The 18,089-nt window shown below is 71.9% G+C and carries 13 protein-coding genes; 5 read left to right on the forward strand and 8 right to left on the reverse strand.

What is annotated here, in order from left to right:
- The first annotated feature begins 68 nt into the window (after window positions 1–68).
- On the forward strand, window positions 69–1,418 hold the full coding sequence (locus V6U86_RS28885; protein WP_334508744.1) for a hypothetical protein: 1,350 nt from the start codon (window positions 69–71) through the stop codon (window positions 1,416–1,418).
- Window positions 1,419–1,590: 172 nt separating this feature from the next.
- On the opposite strand, the gene V6U86_RS28890 is transcribed toward V6U86_RS28885, so the two are convergent.
- Window positions 1,591–3,456 carry a PucR family transcriptional regulator gene (locus tag V6U86_RS28890; RefSeq protein WP_442935025.1) on the reverse strand — a complete coding sequence of 622 codons (1,866 nt, stop codon included), beginning with the start codon at window positions 3,454–3,456 and terminating at the stop codon, window positions 1,591–1,593.
- A 176-nt stretch (window positions 3,457–3,632) separates the two neighbouring features.
- Between V6U86_RS28890 and V6U86_RS28895 the strand changes: the two genes are divergently transcribed.
- Window positions 3,633–4,901, forward strand: coding sequence for a serine hydrolase domain-containing protein (locus tag V6U86_RS28895; RefSeq protein WP_334508747.1), 1,269 nt, complete (start codon window positions 3,633–3,635; stop codon window positions 4,899–4,901).
- 124 nt (window positions 4,902–5,025) lie between these two features.
- On the opposite strand, the gene argG is transcribed toward V6U86_RS28895, so the two are convergent.
- On the reverse strand, window positions 5,026–6,477 hold the full coding sequence (argG, locus tag V6U86_RS28900) for an argininosuccinate synthase (RefSeq protein WP_334508748.1): 1,452 nt from the start codon (window positions 6,475–6,477) through the stop codon (window positions 5,026–5,028).
- Window positions 6,478–6,523: 46 nt separating this feature from the next.
- Window positions 6,524–7,372: a TrmH family RNA methyltransferase gene (locus V6U86_RS28905; protein WP_334508750.1), complete on the reverse strand. Its 849-nt coding sequence runs from the start codon at window positions 7,370–7,372 to the stop codon at window positions 6,524–6,526.
- Between the two features lie 92 nt (window positions 7,373–7,464).
- On the opposite strand from V6U86_RS28905, the gene V6U86_RS28910 reads away from it, so the two are divergent.
- Complete coding sequence (locus V6U86_RS28910) at window positions 7,465–9,312, forward strand: thiamine pyrophosphate-requiring protein (protein WP_334508752.1); 1,848 nt, start codon at window positions 7,465–7,467, stop codon at window positions 9,310–9,312.
- 197 nt (window positions 9,313–9,509) lie between these two features.
- Here V6U86_RS28910 and V6U86_RS28915 read toward each other — a convergent pair whose 3' ends face one another.
- The 4 genes from V6U86_RS28915 to V6U86_RS28930 all read right to left on the reverse strand — a co-directional run bounded on the left by V6U86_RS28915 (window position 9,510) and on the right by V6U86_RS28930 (window position 14,427).
- Window positions 9,510–11,711 carry a transglycosylase domain-containing protein gene (locus V6U86_RS28915; RefSeq protein WP_334508754.1) on the reverse strand — a complete coding sequence of 734 codons (2,202 nt, stop codon included), beginning with the start codon at window positions 11,709–11,711 and terminating at the stop codon, window positions 9,510–9,512.
- A 210-nt stretch (window positions 11,712–11,921) separates the two neighbouring features.
- Entirely contained in the window at window positions 11,922–12,689 is a 768-nt protein-coding gene (locus V6U86_RS28920) for a hypothetical protein (protein WP_334508756.1), read from the reverse strand.
- A gap of 152 nt (window positions 12,690–12,841) precedes the next feature.
- Window positions 12,842–13,957 carry an SPFH domain-containing protein gene (locus V6U86_RS28925; RefSeq protein WP_334508758.1) on the reverse strand — a complete coding sequence of 372 codons (1,116 nt, stop codon included), beginning with the start codon at window positions 13,955–13,957 and terminating at the stop codon, window positions 12,842–12,844.
- Window positions 13,954–14,427 carry an NfeD family protein gene (locus tag V6U86_RS28930; protein ID WP_334508760.1) on the reverse strand — a complete coding sequence of 158 codons (474 nt, stop codon included), beginning with the start codon at window positions 14,425–14,427 and terminating at the stop codon, window positions 13,954–13,956. The genes V6U86_RS28925 and V6U86_RS28930 overlap by 4 nt, the downstream gene beginning before the upstream one ends.
- Before the next feature lie 132 nt (window positions 14,428–14,559).
- On the opposite strand from V6U86_RS28930, the gene V6U86_RS28935 reads away from it, so the two are divergent.
- Window positions 14,560–15,858, forward strand: a complete 1,299-nt coding sequence (locus tag V6U86_RS28935) for a serine hydrolase domain-containing protein (protein WP_334508762.1) — start codon at window positions 14,560–14,562, stop codon at window positions 15,856–15,858.
- Between the two features lie 25 nt (window positions 15,859–15,883).
- On the opposite strand, the gene V6U86_RS28940 is transcribed toward V6U86_RS28935, so the two are convergent.
- Window positions 15,884–16,696 (reverse strand): DUF3097 domain-containing protein, encoded by an 813-nt coding sequence (locus tag V6U86_RS28940; RefSeq protein WP_334508764.1) that lies wholly within the window; start codon window positions 16,694–16,696, stop codon window positions 15,884–15,886.
- Window positions 16,697–16,992: 296 nt separating this feature from the next.
- Here V6U86_RS28940 and V6U86_RS28945 point away from each other — a divergent pair, with 296 nt between their 5' ends.
- Window positions 16,993–17,787, forward strand: a complete 795-nt coding sequence (locus tag V6U86_RS28945; protein ID WP_334508766.1) for a hypothetical protein — start codon at window positions 16,993–16,995, stop codon at window positions 17,785–17,787.
- Window positions 17,788–18,089 lie beyond the last annotated feature (302 nt).

Raw genomic sequence — 18,089 nt, forward strand, 5'->3', positions numbered from 1 at the left:
GGGTAACGGCGGCGGCAGGGCGGGCCCGGTCCGGACACGGCCGGACGAACCAGGGCCTAGTATGGCGTGTGCCCAACGAGCAGCTCCGGCGGATGGACGCCTTCACCTTCCCGTCCTACTCGATCGACTTCGCCACCGGCGAGGTGTTGTTCGACTACGCCCTGACCGGCCCGGCCGGTGAGCAGCGCTTCACCGAGGTGATCACCCTTCCGCTGCCGGCGGAGCCGCCCTCCGACGAGACGGTGGCGACCCTCAACCGGGTGTTGGAGGTGCTGCACCTCGTCGCCGGGGTCAGTTACTACAAGGCCGCCGCGCCGCCCCGGCTGGTGCTGCCGGCGCCGCTGGGCGCGGCCACCGTCGACTACGTCACGGCCGTCTACACCAAGGGCCTCGCGGAGTACGCGTACCGCAACCAGCTGCCGCACGTGCTCCAGCTACGCCCGGAGGTGCCGGCCGGCTCCCCGGAGACGCCACGGGTGTACGACGACTCCGACCGTCGCCCGCTCTCGGCTGTCGGTGGCGGCAAGGACTCGATCGTCAGCCTGGAGGCGCTGCGCCGAGCCGAGCTGGACCCGGTGCCGTTCTCGGTCAACCCGAACCACGTGATCGTCGCCGTCAACGAGGCGTCCGGGCTGGTCCCGTTGGCCGCCCGGCGGCGCATCGACCCGGTGCTGTTCGACCTGAACGCGGCCGGCGCGCTGAACGGGCACATCCCGGTGACCGCCATCAACTCGCTGATCGCGGTGGCCACCGCCGTGCTGCACGGGCTGGGCCCGGTGGTGATGTCCAACGAGCGTTCGGCGTCCGACCCGAACCTGGTCTGGGACGGCCACGAGATCAACCACCAGTGGTCCAAGGGCGTCGAGGCGGAGGGGCTGCTGCGGGCGTCGCTGGCCGAGCACGCGGGCCTGACCGAACCGTACTTCTCCCTGCTCCGTTCGCTGTCCGAGCTGCACATCGCCCGGCTGTTCGCCGAGTTCACCCGGTACGACGACGTGGTGACCAGCTGCAACGCCGCGTTCAAGCTGCGCGACGCCAGCGAGCGCTGGTGCCGTGACTGCCCGAAGTGCCGGTTCGTCTTCCTGGCCATGGCGCCGTTCATGCCCCGGGAGCGGATCACCCACATCTTCGGCGGCGACCTGCTCGCCGACGAGTCGCAGATCCCCGGCTACCGCGAGCTGCTGGGCGTGGACGGGCACAAGCCGTTCGAGTGCGTGGGCGAGGTCGAGGAGTCGGTGGTGGCCCTCGGCCTGCTCGCCGAGCAGGACCAGTGGCGCGACGCCCCGGTGATCCAGGCCCTGGTCGACGCCGTCCCGGCAACGGCCTGGTCCGCGGTCGCCACGTCGGACGTCTTCACCCCCGGCGGCCCCAACCACATCCCCCCCACCTACGCCAAAGCCCTAAACGCCCTCACCTAACCCCCACCCCCAGCCCCCCGCCCCACCCCACCCCACCCCACCCCACCCCACCCTCGTCGATCTTGCAGTTTGTGTTGTCGATATGCCGTCTTTACGGCTATTTGTCGCAGCAGAAAGTGCAAGATCGCGGCGTGAGAGGGGCGTGACGGGCGTGACGGGCGTGACGGGCGTGCTAGGGGGTGCGGACTGCTTCTAGGGCTAGTAGGGCTACGTGGAGGGAGAGGCTGGCCTCTACCGAGTCCAGGTCCACGTCGAGGATGCGGGCGATGCGGGCCAGGCGTTCGTAGAAGGCCGGCCGGGACAGGTGCGCGGCGGCCGCGCCGGCGGACTTGTTGCGCCCCTGCTCCAGGTAGGCGCGCAGGGTGTCGAGCAACCGTTCCCGGGGGTGCCGGGCGTCGTACTCCAGCAGCGCCCCGAGTTCGCGCTCCACGAACGTCTGTAGCCGGGGCTCGTCGCGCAGCAGGTGCAGCAGCCCGGCCAGACCGACGTGCGGCAGCCGGAAGATCGGCAGGTCACGCCGGTCACGCCGGGCGGCCTCAGCGATCTGCCGCGCCTCGACCAGCGACCGGCGGGCCTCCCGCAGGGTGCCCACCCCGGACCCGGCGGCCACGATCACGGCACCCGGGCCAGCGCCCCGGAGCGGATCGACGCCAACTCCCGGCCGAGTGGCGTCGACCCCCGAACCCACCCGGGACGGATCCACCCCGAACCCCGCCCGGGACGGATCGGCACCGACCGCCGCACGGGAGGGGTCGGAGCGGGCCGGGTCGACGCTGGAAGCGGACCGAGCCGGTTCGGCACCGGGACCCGGCCGGCCGGCGCCGGCGTCGAGGCGTACCCGACGAAGAGCGCTGGCGAACGCGGACAGCGCGCGGTCCTCGGCGGCCGGGTCCGGTAGGGCCAGCAGCGCGCCCACCGAATTGTCGTCGACGGCGCTGGTCAGCGCGGTCAGCTTCGCCTCTCGCAGGGCCTGGCCGACCGCCTCGGCGAGATCCCGCAGCCGGGCCTGGGCGGCCTCGGGGCCGGCCTCCCCGGCGGGGTCGTCGGCGCGGTGGCGGACCATCACACCGACCAGGTGCCGCCGGTCGAGCACCACGCCGAGCGCCTTGGCCCGCAGCCCCACCTCGTCCACCGGGCGGGAGTGGTCGAGCAGAGCGGTGAGCAGGGTGCGATGGATCTGCCGTTCCAGGCCCTCGGCGTCGCGGCGGATCAGCCGGCCCAACGCGAGGGTGGACGCGGCCCGCTCGATCAGAATGGTGAGCCGGGTGGGCGGGCCGGCGATCGGTTCGACGGCCCGGGCGCTGGGCACGTCCCCGCTGGCCGGCCAGCGCAGCAGCAGCCGACCCCAGTCCTGCCCACGGGCGCCGACGGTGGTCACCAGCCAACCGCTGTCCGGGTCGTACGCGGTCCGCCCGGCCGGACGGATCCGCCGCGAGTGCTGCTCCCAACCGTCAAGCAGCAGCTCGGCGCTCTCGCCCGCCGGGTCGTACCCGAGCACCTGCCGGGACAGGTTCTCCAGGACGACCGGGCAACCGGACAGCTCGGCGGCCTGTCGGATCACCTCGGCGGTGTCGGCGCCCTCGACGGAGAGGTCGTTGAACCGCTGGTGGATCTCCTCGGTGGCGCGCAGCTCGGTGAGCTGCGCGTCGACGATCAGCGCGTGCACCGCCTCGGTGATCCGGACGAACGGGGTGGCCCGGCGCAGCTCCACCAGCGGCAGCCCGCGCCGCTCGGCTGCCGCGGCCATCACCCGGGGCACCGCGCTGCCGTACCGGCGGCCCAGCTCCACCACCAGGCCGGAGACGCCCACGTCGGCCAGGTCACCGATGAACGCCCGTAGACCCGCGTCGTCGCCCGGCAGCCCGATGCCGGTGGTGAGCACCAACTCGCCCCCGCCCAGCAGGGTCGCGATGTCCGGCACCTCGGCGACGTGCACCCAGCGCACCGGCCGATCCAGCCCGGCCTCACCGGCGACCAGTCGCGGGGCGCCGTGGCGGACGGGGTCCAGGGCCAAGACCTCACGGACGGTAGGGAACACGGCCGACACGCTACCCTGCGTGACCCCGAACTCGACCATCACGTCCGACTGACGCCCGGTGCCGCCACCCCGAAAGCGCCGGCATCGAAAGCCGCCGGGCGGTACGACTCGCCCCCACCAAAACGATCTTCTCCAGTAGCGTGCCCGGTGCTCGTGATCAAAACGGAAGGACGGGCATGGACGGGATGAAAGTCAGCCGCAGGACATTCGGAAAACTGGTAGGTGCCGCCGGCACGGGAACTCTGGTGGGTGCCGCCGGCGTCGGGCTGCCGGCCGCCGCCGCCACCTGGACCGCCACCGGAACGGCGGTCACCGCCCTACGCTCATTCGACGACACGATGAAGAGCTTCATGCAGGCGCGGGGGATCTCCGCCGGGCAGCTCGCGGTGACCTACCAGGGCCGGCTCGTGCTCGCCCGCGGTTACGGCAACAACTCGCCGGAGACGATCCAGCCGACGTCACTGTTCCGGGTGGCCAGCCTGTCGAAGTCGCTGACGGCGGCGGCGATCGTCCGGCTCGCCCAGGACGGCAAGCTGACCATGGGCGACTCGATCGCCAAGCACATCGACCTCACCCCGCCGGCCGGACAGGCCGTGGACCCGCGGCTGCCGCAGGTCACGATGTGGCGCCTGCTGCAGCACACCAGCGGTTGGGACCGGGACCAGACGGCGTTCGACCCGCTGTTCAAGGACCGGATCATCGCGCAGGCGCTGGGCGTGCCGATGGAGTTGCACCACAAGGACGTCATCCGGTTCATGAACGGACAGCCGCTGGTCCACAACCCCGGCTCGACGGTCTCCTACAGCAACTACGGCTACCTGCTGGCCGGCCGGGTCATCGAGGCGGTCAGCGGGCTGCCCTACGAGACGTACGTAAAGCAGAAGCTGCTCGCCCCTCTGAAGATCACGCGGATGGCGAGTGGCTGGAGCATCACCCGGCACAGCGGCGAGGTGGGCTACCGCTCGCAGTACAGCGGGCCGACCGTCCTGGACGGCTCGGGCTCGACGGTGCCGGCGCCGTACGGCAGTTTCAGCATGCGCCTGCAGGACGCGAACGGAGGTTGGATCGCGTCCGCCGTGGACCTGGCCCGCTGGGCCTCGGCCTTCGACACCGGCAGCACAGTGCTCAACGCCACCTCGCTCAACCGGGTCTTCGCGGTGCCTACCGTCGGGGTCAACCCCGACGGTTGGTACTACGGCCTGGGCTGGCAGGTCCGGCCGGTCAGCGGTGGCACCGGCCGCAACACCTGGCACACCGGCAGCATGCCCGGCACCTACAGCCTCCTCGTGCGCACCTACCACGGGATGAGCTGGGCGGTGGTCTTCAACCAGCGCGACGACCCGTCCGGGCTCAGCTACGGCGCCATCGACTCGGCACTGTGGACCGCCTCCCGGGCGGTGAGCAGCTGGCCGTCGCACAATCTCTGGTCGACGTACTTCGCCTGACCCGCAGCAGCGAACCGTTGGTGAGGATCCGGGCGGCCGGTGATCCTCACCAACGGTTCGTCGCGGCTGACTTCCTACCGGGTCGCGCCGTTCGGGCGCGGCCCGGTGCCTGACGGCGTTGCGTTCAGTCGACGCCGAACTCCATCGCGGCGCGGTCGAGCGCCTCGTCCTCGGCGGTGGCGACGCCCCGGGAGGCGATGGCTTCCGCCCCGCCCTCCGGCATCGCGCCGATCAGCCCGGTCGAGGCGGCCTGCGCGGCCCCGATCATGCGCTGCGTGTTGCCGCCGCCGACCAGTCCGAGGGAGGCGTACTGCTCCAGCTTCGACCGCGAGTCGGCGATGTCCAGGTTGCGCATGGTGAGCTGGCCGATCCGGTCGTTCGGGCCGAACGCCGAGTCCTCCGTACGCTCCATCGACAGCTTGTCGGGGTGGTAGCTGAAGGACGGGCCGGTGGTGTCCAGGATCGAGTAGTCCTCGCCCCGGCGGAGCCGCAACGTCACCTCGCCGGTGACCGCCGTGCCGACCCACCGCTGCAGCGACTCGCGCAGCATCAGGGCCTGCGGGTCCAGCCAGCGGCCCTCGTACATCAGCCGACCGAGGCGGCGACCCTCGTTGTGGTAGTTCGCCAGGGTGTCCTCGTTGTGGATGGCGTTGACCAGCCGCTCGTACGCGTAGTGCAGCAGCGCCATGCCGGGCGCCTCGTAGATGCCCCGGCTCTTGGCCTCGATGATCCGGTTCTCGATCTGGTCCGACATGCCCAGGCCGTGCCGGCCGCCGATGGCGTTGGCCTCCAGCACCAGGTCGACGGCGCTGCCGAACTCCTTGCCGTTGATGGTGACCGGGCGGCCCTGGTCGAAGCCGACGGTGACGTCCTCGGTCGGGATCTCCACCGACGGGTCCCAGAACCGGACGCCCATGATCGGGTTGACCGTCTCGATGCCGGTGTCGAGGTGCTCCAGGGTCTTCGCCTCGTGCGTGGCGCCCCAGATGTTGGCGTCGGTCGAGTACGCCTTCTCGGTGCTGTCCCGGTAGGGCAGGCCGCGTTCCAGCAGCCACTCGGACATCTCCTTACGCCCACCCAACTCGGTGACGAAGGCGGTGTCGAGCCACGGCTTGTAGATGCGCAGCATCGGGTTGGCCAGCAGGCCGTACCGGTAGAACCGCTCGATGTCGTTGCCCTTGAAGGTCGAGCCGTCGCCCCAGATCTGGACGTCGTCGGCGACCATCGCCCGCACCAACAGGGTGCCGGTCACGGCGCGACCCAGCGGGGTGGTGTTGAAGTAGGCCCGCCCGCCGGTGCGGATGTGGAAGGCGCCGCAGGTCAGCGCGGCCAGGCCCTCCTCGACCAGGGCGGCGCGGCAGTCGACCAGGCGGGCGACCTCGGCGCCGTAGCTGAGCGCACGACCGGGCACCGACGCGATGTCGGGCTCGTCGTACTGGCCGATGTCGGCGGTGTAGGCGCAGGGAATGGCGCCCTTGTCGCGCATCCACGCGACCGCGACCGAGGTGTCGAGGCCGCCGGAGAAGGCGATGCCGACACGTTCGCCGGTGGGCAGGGAGGTGAGAACCTTGGACACGGGGAAAATTATGCAATAGAACGCATGGCCATGCAAGCTGAAGGCTCTACTCGCCGCCGAACGGCGGATCGTCGCGGCCCAGCTCCCAGAACGCCACCGCCGCCGCGGCCGCGACGTTCAACGAGTCGACGCCACGCCGCATCGGAACGACCACCCGCACGTCGCTGGCAGCCTGGGCCGCCGCGGTGAGGCCGGGCCCCTCGGCTCCGAGCAGCAGGGCCGCCCGCTCACGCTGCGCCGGGGTCAACCGCTGGATTGGTACGGCGTCCGGCGCGGGCGTCATGGCGAGCACCGTGAAGCCGGCCTCCCGCACCTGGTCCAGACCCCCGGGCCAGCGGTCCAGCTTCGCGTACGGCATCGCGAAGACCTCACCCATGCTGACCCGGACACTGCGCCGGTACAGCGGGTCGGCGCAGGATGGCGAGAGCAGCACCGCGTCGATGCCGAGCGCGGCGGCCCCCCGGAAGACCGCGCCGAGGTTGGTGTGGTTGTTCACGTCCTCCAGCAGCACGACCCGGCGCGCGGCGGCGAGCACCTCGGCCGCCGTCGGCAGTGGCCTGCGGTGGAACGACGCCAGCACCCCCCGGTGTACGTGGAAGCCGGTGGCCCGTTGCAGCACGTCCTGGGTCGCGGCGTAGACCGGCGCGTCTCCGGTGTCCAGGTCGGCGAGCTGGTCGACCCGCTTGGCGTCGACCAGGTACGACCGGGCCGGGTAGCCCGCGCGCAGCGCCCGGCGCAGCACCAGCTCCCCCTCGGCGATGAACAGGCCGTGCGGTGGCTCCCAGCGGGTGCGCAGCTCGACGTCGGTGAGCGCCCGATAGTCGGCGATCCGGTCGTCGTCAGGGTCGGTGATCTGGTGTACGGGCACCGGACGATTCTGCCGGACGGCGGTCATCGCGCTCCGACGCCCGCTCGTCGGGGTGTTTTGTCCGAAGACGAAGGGGAATGACCGGCGGAGCATCGGACTCGACGGGAAGGACCGGCCAGGTGAGCGCAGACCACACGGCACCGGGCGAAGTGGGCGCCCTGCCCCGGCGCCCGACCGTCGCGGACCACATCGTGTCGCGGCTGTTCAGCTGGGGCGTACACCGTTACTTCGGCTATCCCGGCGACGGCATCAACGGCATGACGTCCGCGCTGCAACGCACCAACGGGCGGGCCCAGTTCATCCAGGTTCGCCACGAGGAGACCGCCGGCTTCGCCGCCTCCGCGCACGTGAAGTACGGCGGCGGCCCGCTGGGCTGCGCGCTGGTGACCAGCGGGCCGGGCGCGATCCACCTGCTCAACGGCCTGTACGACGCGAAGCTCGATCACCAACCGGTGATCGCCCTGGTCGGGCACACCGCCACCACCGCCGAGGGCGGCGGCTACTACCAGGAGGTGGATCTGCTCGCCCTCTACAAGGACGTGGCCGCGGCGTTCCTGGCCCAGCTCGACAATCCGGCGCAGGTCCGACACCTCGTCGACAGGGCCTGCCGGACAGCGTTGGCCCGGCGTACCGTCACCGCCCTGGTCCTGCCCCTGGACATCCAGGACGAGCCGGCCGTCCCGAACCCGCCGCACGCACACGGCTACTACCAGACCAGCAACGCGCCGAGCAGCACGCCGACGGTGCCACCGGAAGCCGACGTACGCCGGGCGGCCGAGGTGCTGCGCGGCGGGCAGCGGGTGGCCATGCTGGTCGGCCAGGGTGCCCTCGGCGCGCGCGACGAGGTCCGCGAGATCGCTGATCGGCTCGGGGCCGGCGTGGCCACCGCGCTGCTCGGCTTCACCGCCGTCGACCACCGCGAGCCGTGGGTGACCGGCGCGATCGGGCTGCTCGGCACCCGACCGAGCTGGCAGTTGATGAGTGGCTGTGACCGGCTGCTGATCGTGGGCAGCAACATGCCGTACTCGGAGTTCTACCCGCCGCCCGGACAGGCCCGCGCGGTGCAGATCGACCTGGACGGCACTCAGCTCGGGCTGCGGTACCCGACCGAGGTGAACCTGACCGGCGACGCCCGCCCCACGCTGCGGGCGTTGCTGAACGAGCTGGGCCCCGGCCCCGGGCCGACGGCCTGGCGGGCGGAGGTCACCGAGGCCACCTCGGCGTGGCGCCAGGTGCAGCGCGACCTGGCCGAGCAGAGCGCCGACCCGGTCAACCCGCAGTTGCTCTTCCACACCCTCAACGAACGGCTGCCCGACGACGTGCTGCTCGCTGTCGACTGTGGCACTACCACCGCCTGGTACGCCCGGCACATCCAGGTACGCCCCGGGATGCGGGCCAGCCTCTCCGGCACGCTGCTGTCCATGGGGGGCGCCATGCCGTACGCGCTGAGCGCCAAGTTCGCCCACCCGGACCGGCCGCTGGTCGCGTTGATCGGCGACGGCGCCATGCAGATGAACGGCGTCAACGAGCTGATCACCGTGGCGAAGTACTGGCGCAGCTGGGCCGACCCGCGCTTCGTGGTGCTGGTGCTCAACAACCGGGACCTGGCGTTCGTCAGCTGGGAACAGCGCTCCACCGAGGGGACGCCGATGTTTCCGGACAGTCAGCAGTTGCCGGACATCGCCTACCACCAGTGGGCGGAGGTGCTCGGGCTGCGCGGCGAGTTGGTCGACTCCCCGGAGCAGGTGCGCGACGTCTGGGACCGGGCGCTCACCGCCGACCGGCCGGTGGTGATCAACGCCCTGGTCGACCCGGCCGAGCTGATGCTGCCACCGCACTTCACCGCCGAGCAGGCCCGCAAGACCGCCGCGGCGGTGCTGCGCGGCGACACCGACTGGGCCGGAATCATCCGCCGCGGCATCCCCGCCACCCTGACCAGCTACCGCCCCCGCCGCCGCGACCGCTGACCCCGGCCCTCGCACCCTCGCACCCTCGCACCCTCGCACCCCCGCGCCCCCGCGCCCCCGCGCCCCCGCGCCCTCGCGATCTTGCACTTTCTGCACCGACAAAGCTGGCAAAAGAGTGCTTGTCGGCGACCGAAAGTGCAAGATCGCGGGGTGCGGGCGGGGGCGGGGGCGGGCGGGCGGGGTGCGGGTGCGGGTGGTCAGCCTCGGCGGTCTAGCCAGCGTTGGAGGGCTGACTGGGGGTCGTCGGTGGTGGGGTCCTGTCGACGGTTCGGCACCGTCGGGCGCTCCACCGGGCGGTGGGGGTCGCCGGCAAGCTCGTGGCTCGGTGCGACGAACGCCTTCTCCGGCTGGCCCTTCACGGCGGTGGCGATGACCCGGGCGACCGCGTCGATCACCTTGGTCTGCACCGCCGACCCCACCGAGTCGGCCGGGTCGTCCGGGTTCGCGGCGATGCCGGCCACTGCGACCTGCGGGGTGAAGCCGACGAACGTCTCGGTGGAGTTCTGCTCCGAGCTGCCCGTCTTACCCGCGACCGGTCGGCCGTCGAGGATGTCGTTCACACCGGTGGCGGTGCCGCCGTTGCACTGCCCGAACGCCGACTGCTGACCCACCGGGCAGCGCGCCGCGTCGGTCGCGGCCCGGGCGACGTCGGCGTCGAGAACCCGCTTGCAGGAGGGCTGCCCGACCGGCACCTTCGCACCGTCGGCACTGGTCACCGACACCACCGGCACCGGTGTGCAGTAGGTGCCCTCGGCGGCCACCGTGGCGTACGCGTTGGCCAGGTCCAGCGGGGTGGTGGCCGCCACACCGAGGGTGAACGAGCCCCAGTTCGCGGCGTTGTCCTTGGCGAAGGCGGCGTCCGAGTCGGCGCGGAACGTGATGCCGAGCCGCTGCGCCATCTCGACCACCTTGTCCTGGCCGACCTGCTCGGCCAACCAGACGAAGTAGGTGTTCACCGAGCGGCCGAAACCGTCCCACATCATCCGGTACCCGTCCATCCAGTCCGGGTTGGCGTTCGCCGGGCACCAGCGGCCGTCGCAACTGCCCGGTCCCTCGGCGGCGTACCGGGTGGGCAGCTTGGCAGGCGCGTCGAAACCGGTGGAGAGGGTACGACCCGACTCCAGCGCGGCGAGCATGGTGAACAGCTTGAACGTCGAACCCGCCTGGTACCCGTCGACGCTGGCGCCGCCGGAGATCAACGGGTTGACGGTGTTCGGGTAGTTCGCCTGCCCGGCCGGGTTGTCGGCCAGGCTGTAGTGCCGGTTGACCGCCATCGCCAACACCCGCCCGGTGCCCGGCTGCACCGCCGCGATCGGCAGGGCGCGCTTGTTGTCGTACCCGTAGACCTTGGTGGCCTGCTGCTGCGCGGTGGCCTGAATCTTCGGGTCCAGCGAGGTGACCACGGTGTAGCCGCCCGAGCGCAGCGCCTGCTCGCGCTCCGCGACCGTGGCCCCGAAGGCCGGTTGGGTCAGCCACCACCGGCGCAGGTAGTCGCAGAAGTAGCCCCAGTCGTCGTGGCCCTGGGAGACGGCGGTGCAGCCGTTGGGCTGGGCGGTGGGGTGCAGGGTCAGCGGCTCCGCCTTGGCCTGGGCGGCCTGCGCGGCGGTGATCGCGTTGGTGGCGACCATCGAGTCGAGCACGTACGAGCGGCGGGTCAGCGCCTCGTCCTTGTCGCCGCTGATCGGGCTGTACGCGTCCGGGGACTGCACCAGACCGGCCAGCAGGGCCGCCTCGCCGAGGGTCAACTGCGCCGGAGGCTTGCCGAAGTACCGCTGGCTGGCCGCCGCGATCCCGTACGCGCCGGAGCCGAAGTAGGCGATGTTCAGATACCGGTCGAGGATCTCGTCCTTGCCGAGGCTCTTGTCCAGCGCGCTCGCGTACCGGATCTCCTGGATCTTGCGGCCCACCGTGGGGTCGGTCGCGGCGGCGCGCTCCTCGGCGGTGCGGGTGGGGTCGGTCTTCAGCACATTACGGACGTACTGCATGGTCAGCGTCGAGCCGCCCTGCTCGGTGCCGCCGCCCTTGACGTTGGCCACCAGCGCCCGGCCGAGGCCGCGCAGGTCCGCGCCCCCGTGGTCGTAGAAGCGCCGGTCCTCGGCCGCCACGATCGCCTGCCGCATGACCGGGGCGATCTCCGACAACGGGACGTCGGTACGGTTCACGTCGTAGAACGTGGTGATCAGCGTCTTGCCGTCGTTGGCGTAGAGGTACGAACGCTGCGGCGTCGCCGGGGTCTTGAGCGAGGCCGGCAACGCGGCATACGATCCGAGCGCCGAGCGGGCGGTGAGCCCGAGCAGCAGGTTGCCGGGCAGCGCGGCGACGGCCAGGACGAGCCCGGCCAACACGCCGGCGAACAGCACGGTGAACAGCCGCGACAGCGGCGAGCGGGGGGCGGCCATGCTCCCCAGGATTGCCACAAAAACCACCAACCGACCATCCCCACTCCCGCATTGTCGCCAACTTCACGCCCACCCCCGGCCCCAAACCCCGCCCCCAGACCCCGGCCCGGCCCCCACCTCTCGCGTTGATCATGAAGTTATTGCCACGACAAGCCGGCCGAGCGCAATAACTTCATGATCAACCCCTAAAAGGGCGGGGCGCGGGGGTTTTTAGGGGTTGGGGGTGCTGAGGCTGGCGCTGGCGGCGTCTCTGGCGGTTTCGCGGGGCATCAGGCGGCCGGAGCGGTAGCCGATGCCGATGCCGGCGATCAGTACGAAGATCGCGCCGAACGTCTGCAACGAGCCGATCAGGGCACCGCCGAGGCCGAGCAGCGGCGCGGCGATGATCAGCATGACGCCGTCGCCGAGGCTGAAGGTGCCCGAGCGGGCCACCGCCCACCCGGTGAGGAACCAGCCCGCGCTGTAGAACGTCGCGCCGAGCAGGACCAGCGACCGCGCGGTGGCGCCGAAGACGGGGGTCTGCTCCTCGAGCCCGGCGAACGGCAGCATCAGCACGGTGCCGGCGATGCTGACCAGCAGCCCGGCGGCGGCCACCCGGCGGCTGCGGGTCGCGGCCAGCAGCCCGGTGAGGGCCAGCAGCGCGAGCAGGCCGAGCCAGACCGCGGCCACCCAACCGATCAGGTACACCGCGCGGCCGTCGGCCGGATAGGGGTCGTTGCCCACCCCTCCGTCGCTGGCCATCGCCACCGCGCCGTAGAGGATGGCGTACGCGGGCAGCAGCCAGACCGCCGCCCGGGCGAACCGACGCACCGACCAGGCCCAACTGGCGTTCGTGGCGGGGGCGCCCGGGCTCGGCTCGCCGACGAAGGGCAACACGCCGAACCCGCCGCCGCTGCGCCGGGAGCCCAGCGGGGCGACCGGGTCGTGCGCGCCGGGCACCGGGGCCGAGGACCACATCCGATTCGCCGGATCCTTCATGCGTCACCTCGCTCGTCGTCGAGCGGTGCACCGACGCGCCGGGGCGCCCCGATTGCCTGGTCACCACCCGTCCTAGGACCGATGGTGGCAGGCGTCGGAGCGCCCCATGAGTCTTTCTCGCATTTATCCGGCCGGGCGGCCGGTGCCCTGGATCAGCCGCGCTCGCGCTGGTCGGCCGGGTCCTCGGTCAGGCTGGCCGGAGACACCGGCTCCGGAGCCGGCAGCCCCTGCGGCTTGTTGCCGCCGGTGGCCTGCGCCTCGGCGACGCGTACCTCGTCGTGGATCTGCTGAGCGGCGGCCGCCGCGGCCTGCGCCGCCTCCGCGGCCTCGCGCTCGACCTGGCTCGCGTGGTCCGCCGCCTCCGGTGCGGGCAGATCCCCCACCATCTGGCTCAGCCCACCGAGCGCGCCGCCCATCCCCTCCAGGGCCTTGGTCAGCTCGGCCGGGACGATCCAGACCTTGTTGGCGCTGCCCTGGGCGATCTGCGGCAGGGCCTGCAGGTACTGGTAGGCGAGCACCTTCTGGCTCGGGTTGGCCTGGTGGATCGCGTCGAAGACGGTACGGATCGCCTTCGCCTGACCCTCGGCCTGCAGGATCCGGGCCTGCCGGTCACCGTCGGCCCGCAGCACCGCCGACTGCTTCTCACCCTCGGCGGTGAGGATCTGCGACTGCTTGTGCCCCTCGGCGGTCAGGATCGCCGCCCGGCGGTCCCGCTCGGCGCGCATCTGCTTCTCCATCGAGTCGCGAATGCTGGCCGGCGGCTCGATCGCCTTGATCTCGACCCGGGTCACCTTGATGCCCCAGCGGCCGGTGGTCTCGTCCAGCACGCCCGAGAGGTGCCGGTTGATCTCGTCCCGGCTGGTCAGCGCCCGCTCCAGGTCGAGCGAACCGATCACGTTACGCAACGTGGTGACGGTCAACTGCTCGATGGCCTGCAGGAAGCTGGAGATCTCGTAGGTCGCCCGGACCGAGTCGACCACCTTGAAGTAGAGAACCGTGTCGATCGAGACCACCAGGTTGTCCGAGGTGATCACCGGCTGCGGCGGGAAGCTGACCACCTGCTCGCGCATGTCGACCTTGGTGCGGACCGCGTCGATGAACGGCACCAGCAGGTTGAGGCCGGGGCTGAGGGTGCGCTTGTACTTGCCGAGCCGTTCCACCACATCCTGGCGCTGCTGCGGCACGATCCGCACCGCCTTGGCCAGCGTAATCACGGCGATCAACGCCACCGCGAGTAACAGCACCCCAACTACCGTCATCCCGTTCATCCTCTCGATTCCGGCAACTCGCCGGCGGAAGAAACATCGTCCTGCCACACCAGGGCTGTCGCGCCCCGGACCTTTATCACCCGAACCCGTTGACCGGGCTCGAAAGTTTGCGTCGTGTCGTACGGCCGGGCGGTCCACAGCTCACCGTCGATCTTGACCAGACCGTGCTCGGCGTCCACCCGTTCCAGCACCAGCGCCGTGGCGCCCTCGAGGGCCTCCACGCCGAACGGCTGCTCGCCGCTCTCCAGCGCGGAGCGATTGTGCCGCCGGATGACCGGTCGCACCACCACCAGGCTCAACGCCGACACCACCGCGAAGACCAGCGCCTGCACCGCGACCGGCGCACCCAGCGCGGCCGCTCCGGCGGCGGCGAACGCACCGACCCCGAACATGATCAAGAATAGCGTCGTCGTGAAAATCTCGGCGACGGCCAGCAGCACACCCAAAACGATCCACACCACGGCGTCCACCCCCTGATCGTGACACGCGAATGCACGTGCAGCCCACCCGTGATGATCAGTAGGCTCGTCGAAACCGACTGGCCGGCCGAAACACCACCTGGCAACGCCCCGGTCCGCACCACCGATCGAGGAGAGATCGCCGTGACCCTGCTGCCCGCGACCACCCGACAGATCGACGCCCAGGTCGCCCAGGCACAGGTCGCCTGTCGTACCCCGTCACTGGTGCTGGGCGTGGTCCGCGATGGCGCGCTGGTCCACCTGGCCGTCGCCGGCGAGCACCCCCGCCCCGACGTCGACCTGCAGTACCGGTTGGGCTCGATCAGCAAGACGATGACCGCCACCCTGATCATGCAGTTGCGTGATGCCGGCCGGCTGGCCCTCGACGACCCGCTGGAACGGCACCTGCCGGGCACCGCAGCGGGCTCGCTCACCCTGCGCCAACTACTCGGGCACGCCAGCGGCATACAACGCGAACCCGAGGGCGACTGGTGGGAGCGGTCCGCCGGCGCCGACCTGGCCAGGCTGCTCGACGGCCTGAGCGCCGACAAGATCGCCTATCCGCCGCACACCACGTACCACTACTCCAACCTGGCCTACGGGCTCCTCGGTGGCCTGCTCGAACGGCTCACCGGAAAGCCCTGGGCCGACCTGCTCGACGAACGGTTGCTCGGACCGCTCGGAATGCGCCGCACCACCTACGCAGCCACCGAGCCGTACGCCCGCGGCTACGTCGTACACCCCTGGCGCGACACGCTGCGCGAGGAACCGCGTACCGACACCGGTGCGATGGCCCCCGCCGGACAGCTCTGGTCGACGATCGAGGATCTGGGCCGCTGGGCCGCCTTCCTCGCCGACCCCGACCCGTCGGTGCTGGCCGCCGGGACGCTCACCGAGATGTGCGCGCCCGTGGTGATCAGCGACCTCGACTCCTGGACCGGTGGGCACGGCCTGGGACTGGAGCTCTACCGCGACGGCGAGCGCGTGTACGTCGGGCACAGCGGCTCGATGCCCGGGTACGTGGCCGCCCTCGCGGTGCACCGGCCGACCCGTACGGCGGTGGTGGGCTTCGCCAACTCGTACAGCGTCCCGCTCACCAGGCTCGGCCGCCGGCTGCTGACCACAGTGCTGGACGCCGAGCCGCCGTTGCCACAGCCGTGGCGGCCGGCCACCGCCGTACCCGCGGAGTTGGCCGAGCTGACCGGGCGCTGGTGGTGGATGGGCACCCCGATGGATCTGAGCTGGGACGCGGGTGACCTGGTGGCCAACCTACGCGGTGATCGGGTGAGCCGGTTCACCGCCGAGGGGCCGGATCGCTGGCGGGGACGCTCCGGGCCGGAGAACGGCGAGATCCTGTCGGTGCTGCGCGACGACAGCGGACGGGTGACGGCGCTCGACATCGCCACGTTCGTCTTCACGCGCAGCCCCGACGAGGCCCCCTGAGCCGCCCTCCGGAAGGACCGGGCGGTCAGGGAGCCTCGGTGACGAAGTCGATGAGGCGTTCCATGGCGTTGATCAGGGGCGTTTCCACGTCGGCGAAGCTGTTCACCCGGGACAGGACGTGCCGCCACATGTCGGCCGGCTCGGCCACCCCGAGGGCCGCGCAGACCCCTTCCTTCCACGGCTGCCCCGGCGGCACCACCGGCCACGCCGCGATGCCCAACGCCGCCGGCTTGACCGCCTGCCACACATCCACATAGGGGTGCCCGGTCACCAGCACGTACGGCGAGTTCACCCGGGCCACGATCCGGCTCTCCTTGCTGCCCGGCACCAGGTGGTCGACGAGGACGCCAAGCCGTCGGGTCGGGCCGGGGCCGAAGTCGCGTACGTCGGCGTCGAGCGCGTCGATGCCGTCCAACGGCTCCACGACCACGCCCTCGATGCGCAGGTCGTCACCCCAGATCCGCTCGACCAGGGCGGCGTCGTGGATGCCCTCCACCCAGATCCGGCTGGCTTTGGCCACCTGGGCGCGGACGTTGTCCACCGCCACCGAACCGGACGCGGTCCGTCGACGGGCCGCCGGCACCGGCGCGCGGGTGGGGCGGCGCAGCGTCACCGGGCGGCCGTCGAGCAGGAACGCCGCCGGCAGCAGCGGGAAGTTGCGGCGCTTACCGTGCCGGTCCTCCAGCACCACCGCACCGGCCTCGAAGCCCACCACCGCTCCGCAGAACCCGGAGTCGGCGTCCTCGACCACGAGGTCCGGTTCGGCGTCCACCTCGGGGGTGACCTTCCGCCGACGCCAGTCTCCCGCCAACACGTCCTCGCCGTATCGCCCCGCCATGTCGATCACGCTAAACCCAGCCCGCGCCCACCCCACCCCCGACACACCGCCCCGCCCGCTGACCGCCGACCGCACACCGTCCGCCCGCACGGGTCGATCATGAAGTTGTGGTGCCTCACGAAACGGCCCCAACCGGTACCTGTCGCCCACCACCACGCCATGATCGACCAAGACGGTGGGCACGGAGACAGGAAGGGACGCCGGATGGGATCGGGCGAAGGGGGCAGTTCGGGGCACGCAGGGCGGCCGGAGCGGCAGTCGAGACAGGGCCGGTCGTGACCACGTACCCTTTCGGCATGTCCACCCCCGCAACGGGCGCGGCCACACTCACGCCGCGCCGGTCGAGCCGGTTCGTTGCCTGGGTGCGCGCGTGGCGCGCCGGGTTGGTGCCGTACGACGAGGTCGCCGACGCCATCGCCGGCGACGAGGAACATCTCGTTGCGGACGCCCCGGGCACCTGGACCGACGTCCCGCTGGGCGCCGCGCTGCCCACCCTCGCCAAGCTCTCCCCGGACGAGATCCGCCTGGTGCTGCCCGCGCCCGGCGACCCCCGGGGTTTGCCCGGCCCCGGCGACTTCGCCGGCGCGGCGCTGGTCGCGGGTGAGGCCGTGGTCGCTGGCGGGCTCGGGTTGATCCCGGAGGTCCGCCTGCACACCTCCGGCTCCGGGGACTGTTTCGAGACGGTGTTGTGGCGGGTGTACCCGCTGCCGGCCAACGCGGCCGCCGCGTCCCTCTCGTTGCCCGGCGCCGCCGAGGCGGAGGCCGAACTGGCCGCCGCGCTGGCCGAGACGACCGCCGCGCTGACCCGCCTCGACGTGGCCCAGTGGCGGCCCGAGCTGGCCGGTGCGCTGGCCGCGCTGCGCCGCCCCGACGGCACCACCGACCTGCCACCGGGCTTCGACCCGCGCGCCCGGCGGCTCTTCGCCCGCGCCGCGGTGCTCGACCGGGTGCTCGCGCTGGCCGGGCACTCCGCGCCCGGCGGGGCGATCAACAACTACGAGGCGCAGCAGCGGGACGCGGCCCTTCGTCCGCTGACCGCTGCCTGCCGGCAGGCGCTGGTGGCAGCCTGCAACGCCCCACTCCGCCCCTGACCGGTCACCCGCGCCACGGGTGATGCCGCGCGCCGGGGCCCACGCGCCACACCGCCCCGCCGCCGGTCAAGCCGCGCGCCGGGTGCCCGGCCCTACGCGCCACGCCCCCGCCGCCGGGCTCCGACGCGCCTGGGTCCGCTGCGCCAGCCCGGGTCCGCTGCGCCTCGACCGCCGGGGTCCGCTGCGCGCCCGCCCTCCATGATCGCGCTCGATCATGGATGTAGTGGCCTCCGGCGCGGACGGTGACCACTACATCCTGGTTGCAGCGCGATCATCGCGGCCAGCGCGGCCAGCGCGGGGCC

The organism is Micromonospora sp. CPCC 205558 (assembly GCF_036902955.1).
In the GTDB taxonomy this organism is placed as follows: domain Bacteria; phylum Actinomycetota; class Actinomycetes; order Mycobacteriales; family Micromonosporaceae; genus Micromonospora.